This is a genomic window from Pseudomonas sp. PSB11, assembly GCF_014596605.1.
Classification (GTDB): Bacteria; Pseudomonadota; Gammaproteobacteria; order Pseudomonadales; family Pseudomonadaceae; genus Aquipseudomonas; species Aquipseudomonas umsongensis.
The window spans coordinates 37,146-48,003 of record NZ_NOIO01000004.1 but is presented as its reverse complement, the minus strand read 5'-3'; the positions used below and the strand labels follow the sequence as shown (position 1 = coordinate 48,003).

8 protein-coding genes are annotated in these 10,858 nt (G+C 61.2%); 1 reads left to right on the top strand and 7 read right to left on the bottom strand.

All coding sequences use genetic code 11. From position 1 onward, the window contains the following. Positions 1-15 precede the first annotated feature (15 nt). The 3 genes from CGA21_RS06945 to CGA21_RS06935 are packed head-to-tail and all read right to left on the bottom strand — an operon-like array spanning position 16 to position 4,452. Positions 16-1,365, bottom strand: a complete 1,350-nt coding sequence (locus CGA21_RS06945; protein ID WP_188263847.1) for a TolC family outer membrane protein — start codon at positions 1,363-1,365, stop codon at positions 16-18. A gap of 2 nt (positions 1,366-1,367) precedes the next feature. Further along, positions 1,368-2,738, bottom strand: coding sequence for an HlyD family type I secretion periplasmic adaptor subunit (locus CGA21_RS06940; RefSeq protein ID WP_188263846.1), 1,371 nt, complete (start codon positions 2,736-2,738; stop codon positions 1,368-1,370). After that, a complete protein-coding gene (locus CGA21_RS06935) occupies positions 2,731-4,452 on the bottom strand; it encodes a type I secretion system permease/ATPase (protein ID WP_110754871.1) in 1,722 nt (573 codons plus the stop codon). Before CGA21_RS06935 ends, CGA21_RS06940 begins: the two co-directional genes overlap by 8 nt. 997 nt (positions 4,453-5,449) lie before the next feature. Here CGA21_RS06935 and CGA21_RS06930 point away from each other — a divergent pair. After that, positions 5,450-6,772, top strand: coding sequence for a DUF1329 domain-containing protein (locus tag CGA21_RS06930; RefSeq protein WP_188263845.1), 1,323 nt, complete (start codon positions 5,450-5,452; stop codon positions 6,770-6,772). A gap of 19 nt (positions 6,773-6,791) precedes the next feature. Here CGA21_RS06930 and CGA21_RS06925 read toward each other — a convergent pair whose 3' ends face one another. The 4 genes from CGA21_RS06925 to CGA21_RS06910 all read right to left on the bottom strand — a co-directional run bounded on the left by CGA21_RS06925 (position 6,792) and on the right by CGA21_RS06910 (position 10,850). After that, complete coding sequence (locus CGA21_RS06925) at positions 6,792-7,703, bottom strand: transporter (protein ID WP_188263844.1); 912 nt, start codon at positions 7,701-7,703, stop codon at positions 6,792-6,794. Positions 7,704-7,798: 95 nt separating this feature from the next. Beyond that, positions 7,799-8,860, bottom strand: a complete 1,062-nt coding sequence (locus tag CGA21_RS06920) for an NADH:ubiquinone reductase (Na(+)-transporting) subunit F (protein ID WP_188263843.1) — start codon at positions 8,858-8,860, stop codon at positions 7,799-7,801. A 10-nt stretch (positions 8,861-8,870) separates the two neighbouring features. Continuing rightward, the gene (locus CGA21_RS06915; RefSeq protein ID WP_188263842.1) at positions 8,871-9,230 is read right to left on the bottom strand and encodes a phenol hydroxylase subunit P4; all 360 of its coding nucleotides are present in this window, start codon (positions 9,228-9,230) and stop codon (positions 8,871-8,873) included. Between the two features lie 63 nt (positions 9,231-9,293). Beyond that, positions 9,294-10,850, bottom strand: a complete 1,557-nt coding sequence (locus tag CGA21_RS06910) for an aromatic/alkene/methane monooxygenase hydroxylase/oxygenase subunit alpha (protein WP_110754876.1) — start codon at positions 10,848-10,850, stop codon at positions 9,294-9,296. Between the last annotated feature and the right edge of the window lie 8 nt (positions 10,851-10,858).

Sequence of the window (10,858 nt, the reverse complement as noted above, 5' to 3'; positions counted from 1 at the left end):
GGCACAGAACATTGCTCAGAACAGGTTTTGCACCTGCTCCAGGACTGCCCGGTTCATCTGGCCGGTGTGGGTGTGCAGGCTTACATAGCTTTGCAGCATGTCTAGCTTGGTATTGAGCAAATCCCGTCGTGCCTGGAACACCCGCTGCTGGGCATCGAGAATATCCACCGTGGACCGCACGCCACCCTGGAAACCTTTTTGAGTGGAGATCAGCGCCCGCTGATTGGACTCCACCGCCCGCTGCATGGCCTTGCTCTTGGCAAATCCGGCCACCACCCCCAGGTAGTCGGCCTCGATATCCTCGGCCAATTGTTGGCGCTGTACATCATAATCGGACTGGGCGCCGGCCACCTGGGCCTCGGCCTTGGCCACCGACGCACGCACCGCACCGCCGCTATACAACGGGATATCCAGTTGAACCCCCACGTAATAGGCATCCTGTCGCGGGTCTTGCTCCTGATACTGACGGTTTTCCCGGCGACTGAGCTGGCTGGTCAGCGACAAGGTCGGATAATGCCCGGCGCGTTGGCTGTCGGCCTGTGCCTCGGCGACGTTCACCGCCGCCAGCCGCGCTGCCAGCTCGGGGTTGGCTTCACGGGCAATGTCCGTCCAGTACGACAGATCCCGTTCCGGCGGAATCGGCGTGCCAGCGGGCAGCGCTTCGTCCATCGCCTGGATGTCATCGATGGCGACACTGGCGCGACCGGACAATGCCCGCAACGCCGCCACCCGACGAGCCTGGGCCTCGGCCTCCTGGGCGTCGACCAGGTCGAGCCGGGCCTGGGCTTCATCAGCATCGGTGATCGCGCCCTGCCCGCCCTGGTAGAGTTTTTTGCTCTGCGTCACCAACCCGTTGATGGCGGCCTTTTGCTGGGCGATCAACTTGATCTCGTTCTCGGCCCGGGCAACGTCGAAGTATCCTTTGGCAACCCGGTCGTACAGTGTCTGGCCGGCAACGTCGAACAATTGGGTACCCAATTGCCCACGCGCCTTGCCCTCCTGATACGCCGCCCAGCGCCCCTTGTCGTACAGCGGTTGCTGCGCCGCCAGGGTGACATTGTTCGACTGGTAATCGTTACTGTTGACGTAACTGCTGTCATCGCCGCCATCGGTACGACCGCCGTAGCCGTAGCGCGAGGTCAGCGACACTTGCGGATAGAGGCCACCGCGGCCAATCGCCTCTTCATGGGTCGACGCCTCAAAGGCATGGGCGGCCGATTGCACAGTCGGGTCGTTGACGCGCGAGGCATCGTACGCGGCGGTCAGGCTCAGTGCCTCCTGGGACGCCCAGACGGGACTGAGCGCTCCCCAACCGGTACACAGACTCAACAACAGGCGGGCGCTATAACGGAACCGTACGGTCATGCTCATTCCTCTTTGAAGGCTGCGAGCAAGCGTTCGCGCAAGGGCTTCATCAGGTAGTTCATCAAGGTGCGCTCACCCGTGACCACCGTGACGTCGGCCAGCATGCCCGGGCGCACCAGCAGGCCGGCGGTTTGTAGCGACACTACGGTGTCTGAGGGAATTTCCACCTTGGCGGAAAAGTACGGCTGGTGGGTTTGTTCATCGATCAACTGATCGGCCGACACCGTCGTCACCGTGCCGGTGATCGTCGGAGTGTCCACCCGTTGCAGCGCCGTGAAATGCACGTGCACCGGCAGCCCCGGACGCAATTTATTGGCCATCAACGGCTCGAAACGCGCGGTGATCGCCATCGGCGCATCCAGCGGCACCACCTGCATCAGGGTTTGACCGGCCTGCGCAACGCCGCCGACCGTATGAATGCTCACGTCCATCACCTGCCCGGACACCGGTGCCCGGATCGCACCGTTGTCGACTTCGAACTCAAAGGCCTGGATCTGATCGGCATAGCCTGACGCCTCGGCCGAGACTTCACTGAGCTGGATTTCGGCATCGCGACGAAATTCCTGCTGCGCCTGCAAGGCCTTGAGCCGACTTTCATTGATCGCCTGGCGTGTCCGGCCGATATCGCCCACCCCGGAAGCAATCTGCCCGGCCATCTGTGCTGCATTGCGCTCGGCCTCGAACAGCTTGTTGCGTGCCACATAGCCCTCGCGAGCCAGCTCACGCAGGCCTTCGAGCTCCTGCTGCTGGAAGCGCATCTGCGTATCGTAGTTGCGCTTGACGCCTTCGTAGCCGAGCAATTGCTGCTGCAAGGCCGCGGCTTCGTGTTCGATGATTTGCAGGCGACTGCCCAGTTCTGCGCGACGGGTCTCAAACAGCTGGCTCTGCAAGGCCATGGCGGCCTTGACCCGGGGCTCTTCAGCGTGGTCCAGCAGTTCGGCGGGCCATTGGATGCCGGTAGTGCCCAGGCGCTCGGCAATCAACCGCGCCTCGACGCTGCGAGCGTTGAGCAACTTGCCCCGGGTCACGTCCAGTTGTGACCGCGCTTGCACCGTGTTCAGCTGCACCAGCAACTGTCCCTGGCTGACGCGGTCACCATCGCTGACCAGCAGTTTTTCCACAACGCCACCCACCAACGACTGGACCGCTTTGCGTTCGCCTGCCACGACCACCGTGCCGCTGCCCACGACTCCCTGGTCGAGCGGCGCCAGGCAGGCCCATAGCAGGAAACCGCCAAGCGCCAGGACCAGGAAACCCACGCCATAGCGCGCCACGCTTCCCGCGTCGGTATTGGCACCCGCCGGCGCCGGGTTCGCGCGCAGGATCGGTCGCTGCTCGCTGTACACCTGTGTGCCCGGAGTCAGATCATGCATCTTCGCCAGCCTCCTTTACCGCTGCCGGCCTTGGCGCCGCTATCAATGCCTTGAGCACCCGATCCCGTGGACCGAAGGCTTGCTGGGTGCCGTCCTTGAGCACCAGGATGTGATCGACCACCGCCAGTACATTGGGTCGATGGGTTATCAGTACCACGGTGCTCCCGGCCGCCTTGAGCGCACGAATGGCCTGGACCAGCGCCAGCTCTCCGGCTTCATCGAGATTGGAGTTCGGCTCATCGAGCACTATCAGCGACGGCAGCCCATACAGTGCGCGGGCCAGCCCTAGGCGCTGCTTTTGTCCGCCGGACAAGCCAAGCCCGCCGGGGCCCAGCGGCGTGTCGTAACCTTTGGGGAATTTCAGGATCATCTCGTGAATGCCGGCATGACGTCCGGCCGCGATGATCTTGTCGGCGTCCTGCTCACCGAAGCGGGCAATGTTATCGGCCACGCTGCCGTCGAACAATTCAATGTCCTGTGGCAGGTATCCGAGGTAGGGGCCCAAGGCGTCGTGAGACCATTGACTGATCTCGGCGTCGTCCAGGCGCACCGATCCGCCCATCGCCGGCCAGATCCCGACCAGCGCCCTGGCCAGCGTTGATTTGCCACTGGCGCTGGGGCCGACGACAGCGAGCACTTCGCCGCTGGCCAGGCTGAAATTGATCCCGCGCAGGATCGGTTGCGAGGCACCGGGCGGGCCAACGTACACCTGCTCCAGACGTACTGCGCCGGTGGGTGGCGGCAAAGGCATGCGCAGGCGCTCGCGCGGGTGTTGGGCGAGCAGCAGGCTCAGGCGCTGGTAACTCTGACGGCCAGCGGTGAATTGCTTCCACGAGCCGATGGCGATTTCCACTGGGGCCAAGGCGCGCCCCAACAGCAGCGACATGGCGATCATCATGCCCGCCGACAACTGGCCTTCGAGCACCAGCAATGCGCCCAGGCCCAGGGCCAGCGACTGTCCGGAGATGCGCACGAAACGTGTCAGCGAAGTGATCCGCGCGCTTCGGTCGCTGGCATGGGCCTGGGCGGCAACGATGCGCTGCTGCAGCAGGCTCCAGCGCTGGCGCAATGGCCCGAGCATGCCCAGGGCCTGGATGACTTCGGCATTCTGGAAGGAGCTGTTCAGGTAAATCGAGGACTGCACGCCGAGCCGATTGGCTTCGCCCAGAGGCGTTCGAGTCGCCAATTCGCCCCACAGGGCCAGACCGATCAGCACCAGGGCCAGCACCACCGTCAGCACGCCGAACCAGGGGTGGATAATGAACGCTACCAGCACAAAAATCGGCAACCAGGGCGCATCGAGCAACGCAATCAGGCCCTGGCCGGTGATCAATTGCCGTAGCGTCGCCAAATCGATGAGCACCTGCGCCGGGTTGGCGTTGTGTTCGCGAAGACTGCGGGCGAAGGCCGCGTCGAAAATCCGCTCACCCAAGGCATCGTCAAGCCCCGCGCCCATGCGAATCATCACCACACCGCGAACCCACTCGATCAGGGCGCTGAACATCAACAGGCCCAGGGCGATGAAGGTGAGCATGAACAACGTGGTTTCGTTGCGACTGGTGAGTACCCGGTCGTACACCTGCATCATGTAGAGCGACGGCACCAGCACCAGCAGGTTGATCACACCACTGAACAGCGCCAACGACCAGAACACCCGGCGGTAGCTTAATAAAGCGGCATCGATGTCGTGCCGTGGATCGAGAAGAGAACCCAATAGAATGTCGCTCGTAAAAGAATGAGTCGGTCCGGGACGCAATCCATCGCGAGCGTGAGCCCAAGGGGCGAAACACTAAATGCAGCCTGACGTGCCGCCATCAGAGACGAATCTCGTCGCTGTAGGCGCCAACAACTGACAACGTGGCTTCGGGATAGTGCCGGTCATGCACTTCGGGCTTTCAACTGGGTGACGGGCGGGTATGTTGCACATCGGCACGGGCGCTTGTTGTTGGCGTACAGGTCCATTGCTGCGGTAGCGGCGGCTTAGGGTTTCGCTTCACCCCACTACCAGAACGAAGGCATTGCTCCGTGGGTCGCCTGCGATCAAAAGCAAAGCGAGGCGGCCTTAAAGCCGACCTGACTTTGACGGGTGCACCTGGATCCCCTGTAGGAGCCAGCCTGCTGGCGATTGATCGTTCCCACGCGCAGCAAAGGAATGCCGCCAGGGACGCTCCGCGTTCCGCTGACGACGCCTTAATTGAGCCTTGCGCAACGGTGATGCGAAGCGTCACAGGAAGCCCTGTGTGAAATTGGTTGCCTGCGTACATATCCATTGCTGCGGTTACGGCCACTTATGGTTTCGCTTTTACAGCGACTCCCTTTTTCAAACGCCAAAAAGGAAGCAAAAGGCTTTGCCCCACCACTTGGTGCCTCGCTGGGGCTCGGCATGCCCTCTCTCCGGCATTGCTCCGTGGGTCGCCGCGATGGGCCATCCATGGCCCAGCGCGGCTAAACCGGCGTCCTGCCGGTTTCCCCACTGCGCAATGCCTGCGTTCGTGGAGTGGGTCCCGGACGGATCACTGGCCAACACATTCCACATCCTCGCCGAAGCTGTGCCCCTGTCATCAATAGCCAAGTAGCTGTCGTCAAATGCGAAGCACCCCTCAATCGCAGGTCTTCTAATGGAGGTACAAACTCTGGCAATTGCGCCGACGGATGTGACCGTGGCCTCTGAGTCATGAGTTGCCTGGTCCGCCTGGCAGGAGAATAACAAGATGAAATTGGTGAAAAGTCTTCTGGCCGCCATCCCCCTCATGGGGCTGGTCATCGATGCCCACGCCTATGTATCGAGCCAGGAAGCCGCCCGGCTGGGCACCAGCCTGACGGGAGTGGGTGCCGAGCAAGCCGGCAATGCCGACGGTTCCATTCCACCCTACAGCGGTGGCCTGACCACGGCCCCCTCCAGTTTCAAGGCCGGCGACAGCATGCGCCCGGACCCCTTTGCCCACGAAAAACCGCTGCTGGTAATCAACGGCAAGAACGTCGATGCGTACACAAGCATGCTGACCGCCACCACTGTCGCGTTGGCCAAGCGCTACCCTGGCTTTCGAGTCGATGTGTATCCGACCCACCGCACTGCATCGTTGCCACAGGCGGTGCTCGACAACAGTCGCAAGAATGCCACCAACGCCAGGTCCCTCGAGGGCGGAACCGCCATCGACAATGTGATGCCCGGCGTGCCGTTCCCGATCCCGCAGTCCGGCGCCGAAGCGATGTGGAATTTCCTGTTGCGCTACCAGGGCGTCAACATCCATTCCAAGTACGACTCCTGGACCGTCGACACGGCGGGCGTGCCGAGCCTGGCGGTCACCGGCGAGGCGTACGTGTCCTTCCCGATCTACGAGAACATGTCGAAGCCGTTCAGCAGCTCGGACATTTATTATCAGTTGAAACTGTCCTACACAGGGCCTGCGCGCCGAGCCGGCGAGTCGATCATGCTCAAGAACGCCACCAATGCCACGGAGTTTCCTGGCCGCGCCTGGCAGTACATGCCGGCCCAGCGCCGGGTCAAGCAGATTTCGATCCTGGCCTACGACACGCCCAATCCCGGCACCGCCCGTGCGTTGGAGCTCTATGACTGGACGCTGGTCGGCAAACGGGAAATGATCGTGCCGTACAACACTTACAAACTCACCTACGCCCGCGAAGCCAAATCGCTGACCACCCCCAACTTCATTGCCCCGGATTACGTGCGCTGGGAAAAACACCGGGTCTACGTCGTCGAGGGCAATCTCAAGCCCGGTGCCAAGCACATCTACCAGAAGCGCCGCTTTTACCTGGATGAAGATACCTGGGCCGCGGTGGCCTCCGATCAGTACGACACCGATGGCCAGCTGTATCGGGGCTCCTTCGCCTTCTTCAGCCAGAGCTATGACCAGCAGGTCCCCGATGCCACCCCGTTCATGACGTACGACCTGTCGCGTGGCACCTACAACATCAATGGCGTGGTCGGCCCCCATGGCGGCATCCGCTACATTGAGCCGCTATCGACGGCGCAGTGGGCGCCAGAGTCCATGGCGGTGAGCGGTATTCGCTAGGAGCCGCGATGGACACCGATCAAAAGGGGACGGTCAATTTCATCCAGTAGGCATTACCTTCCGCGCGGTTGCGAACCTGGGTTTCCTGCTCCCACTTGGCGGTCAGAAACCAGCCTTTATCGCTCGTATATTTCACCGACGGGCCAATCGCTATCGCCCTGCCTTTGTTGTCCTTGACCCGTTCACCGTCTTGTCGGTCATCGGTGGTCTGTTGAACGATGTAACCGCCCACGCCCACCACCCAGCCATTCCCCAGGCCCCAACCCACTGCGTAATCGGCATGCAGTTCCGAGCCGGAACGGTAGTCGGTCGCGGGGTTGCGGCGGTTGAAGTCATACATGATTTTCGCGTCGACGTTCAGGCCATTGGGGTCGACGTAAGACACCGCCACCACGGGTTCGACCACCCAGTAATTGCGCCCGAGGTTGGCCAGGTCGCCGCGGTCGTATTCACCGGACGGCGCGATGAAATCCACGGCGACAATACTGTGTAGCTTCTCACTGTGATGAAAGCCGAGCGCCGGCCCGAAGATGATGTCGCCCAATCCCTGTTTGCTTTGGGACTGGCCATTGAGCTCAACCTTGAGGTCTACCAACGGCACGATGGCGTGGAAAGCCAGGTTGCCACCGAGCACCTGCTGCTCGGTGACCCAGATCAGTCGTGGCGCAATGGAGTTGGCCCGCACGCGGAAGTCCACAGGCACTTTGTCACCCCGATTGTCGCGTAGCGAGTCGGCTTCGTAGTGGCCGACATAGAACTGCGAATACAAGCCCGGCGGTGGCATGGCACCGGACATGTAGTTTTCCGCCCCCATCGGGTAGGAAGATCCACCGTTTTCGGTGGCCAGCGCCCCGCCACTGACCACCGCCAGCAGGCTCACTGCGGCACGGCACAGGCAATTGCCACGCTTGTTACGCGGTACGGCTTTCATAGGTTGATGACCCTTTTGTTGTTTTTATAGTCAGCCGAAACCCTGCCGACCTTCGGGAGGTCAGCAGCGTCCGGCGTTGTGTGTTGCGGGTAAACTCAGATGCGTTTGAACAACGCTGAGCGAGTGCTTTCGCTGGCGCCATCGGCGGCGCTGTAGAAGCGCTCCATGAAGATGTCGCGCTCGAACAGCCGCCCTTGCATCAGGCAAGTAATGGCCGAATCGATCATCACCAGTGGCCCGCACAGGTAGGCTTTACGCGTACTGAAGCGGCCCTCGAAATGCTCCTTCGCGGCGTCATGCACGTAGCCTTTGAACCCCGTCCAATCGACATCGTCCTCTGCCTGGCTGAGCGCGGGTACGTAGGTGAAATTGGCGTAGTCGCGCTGCAATGCCTCGAACAGTTCCTGGTTGTAGAGCTCCGCGCGATTGCGCGCCCCCTGGAACAGCACGATCTGGCGCGTATCCCCTGCCTCCAGCAGATCGAGAATCATCGATTGAGGGCTGGATAATCCCGAGCCGCCCGCGATGAATATCAAGTCTCCGCTTTGCGAGGTGCGCACGAAAAACTGCCCGTACGGCCCGGACAATTCCACCCTGTCTCCGACCTTCAGTTCATCGTGAATCCTGCCGGTGACCCGCCCGCCCTCGACCCGGCGCACGTGCAGTTCCACTTCATCGGCGCGACTTGGCGGGTTGGCCAGCGAAAACGCACGAGTGCCTTCGATGCCGGGCAATTGCAGGTTGATGTACTGCCCGGCCTGGAAGGCCATGGGTCGATCGAGCTTGAGGTGCACGCCCTTGATGGTCGGCGACAAGTCCACCAGCGCACTGACCACTGCGCGGAAGTCCTCGACCGGGTGCCCGAGAAAATCCGGGTCGGCGTCGATATCCGCTTCGATCACCATGTCGCTTTGCGGAATGGCGCAACACGCCAGGACCTTGCCTTCGTCACGCTCGATATCCATCAGTGCAAAGGAAGACGCCGCTCCCAGATCCGCTTCGCCTTCAAGGACCTGGATTTTGCAGGTGGCGCAGGTGCCATGTCCGCAGGCGAAGGGCAGCCAGACGCCCTGGCGCAACGCTGCCTGGAGGATGGTCTGGCCCTCCTCCACTTCGATTGTTTCGCCCGTAGGCTCGATGGTTACTTGGTAGCTCATCACCGTGTCCTCAGTTGAAGGTGCCGGCAATGCCGTTCAAGCCCGGAGTAGCGAGGTGCAGCAGGCTTTTATGGTCGATGCCGTTATCGATCAGGCTTGCCGCATTGTCGGGTTTGAACGGTTGATCGTTCAGGCGCCATAGCGCCTGGCTGAAATCCACGCGACTGGCATCCGGGTGCTGGGAAATCGAGGGCTTGACCACTTGCTCGATGAAGTCCGCGAATGGCATTGCCGGTGGCAGCGGGAAAGTGAACGGGGCGCAAAACATCAGGTGTTTCTCCCAGCACAGGTACACCAGTTGCAGGCCGTGGAAGTTTTCCTGGCGATCCAGGGGTTGGGCCTCATAGGCTCCGATGGAGGTCACGGGCATGATTTTGTCCTTCCTGTCAGGTGGGTTTGAAGCGGACCAGCAGGCCCGCTTCGGCGCAGGGCGTCAGCCGGTCTTGAGCAGATCCGGGTCGACGGGATTGGCCGGCGCGCTGTGACGATCATTGGGGTGCCAGTCCTGCCAGCGCCGATGCTCGGTGGAGCCCAGGTATTCCAAGTTGTCCTGGCCGGGGTTGATGTTGTAGTAGTCGCGCACCACCGACTCGACATCCGCGCCACCGCAGTTGCCTTGCAGAATCTGATGCACCGGTAGCCAGGCCTGGATGTACTTGGTCGGCTCGTACTGGAAAATGTCGCAGCAGCCCTGGGAACAGAAGTGATAACGCTCGCCTTCGTGCTCGGCGCTGCGATGACTGAGTGTGGTCTGGTCATCCGGCTCGCCAAACGACAGCGGGATCTGGCAGATCTGGCACAACATCGGCAGGGTCGGGTTGTAGAAACGCTCGCCCTTCTCCTGGAGCGCGCGCCAGTGCTCAAACCGTGGGCGGTAGATCTTGTCGAAGGTGTCCGGGTACTTGGACGAGAGCCAGTCCAGTTCTTCGTCGGTCGGCATCCAGGTATGGAAGTTGGTCGCCTGGCTGTACTGGTAGAAGATCGACCAGGCCTGGTGGCTGACGTGATCCTTGGCGATATTGGCTTCTTCGACATGCTTGGGCGGGCGAATGCCGTAGCGCTCCAGGTCCTTGAACAATGCCCCGCCCGCCTCTTCGAAATACACACCCCAGGCTTCGGACCAGGACATCACCTTGTTGGGCAGCATGTAGTCCATCATCATCCCGACCAGGGTCAGCAAGCGGTAACCACGCCAGAACCACTTGTCGATCCAGCGCTGAATGATCGGCACATTGTCTTCGTGTTGCTCGAGCAAAAACTTGATGACCTCAAGGCCCAGGGTCATGTGGCGGGCCTCATCCGATTGTGCGGAGAAGCCGAAGGTCACGGTGGCCATGTCGCCGTTGAACGCGGCGCCGGACATGAAAGGAACGAACAGCAGATTGGTCAGCACGTACTCGAACGAAAACGAGATGGCCGTGAGGAACTCGAACGGCCCCGCGGTCCGCGCGTCCTCGAAGAACGACTTGGGCACCGAGAGGAACCACACGCGGTCATGCATATGGGCGAAATCATGCAAACCGTTGAAGTGCTTGTTGTAGTGACTCATTGCGTGAATCTGGGTCTGCACATGGCGCAGTTCGTCGATGGCCTGCATCTGGCAGGCAATTCGTGCACCGGCACCGCTGAACTGTCGGCCAACCCGGGCGAATCCTTGATAGGCCTGATATTCCAGCGGTGTCACAGCGGACAGGAACAACTTCAGCGCGTTGACATAGCGGGCGTCCGACAGGGTGGTATGCCCATTGTTTTGCGAGAAGGCGTCGAAGATCGCGTAGAGTTTTTTCTCTTTCTCGGCCTGGTATTTCCAGTAGGTATCCATGGTCAGGCGGAACGGATCTTCCCACTTGTCCCAATCGGTGATCTTGATGCCTTCGAAACGTTCGTGCGGGTAGATGTCCTCGTGGGTCTGGTAGCTGGGTTCCCAGTCGAGGTCACGGGTCATGCAGCGGTATTTTTCTTTGGCATTAAGGCGTTTTTTCACGGCCATGATGGCGC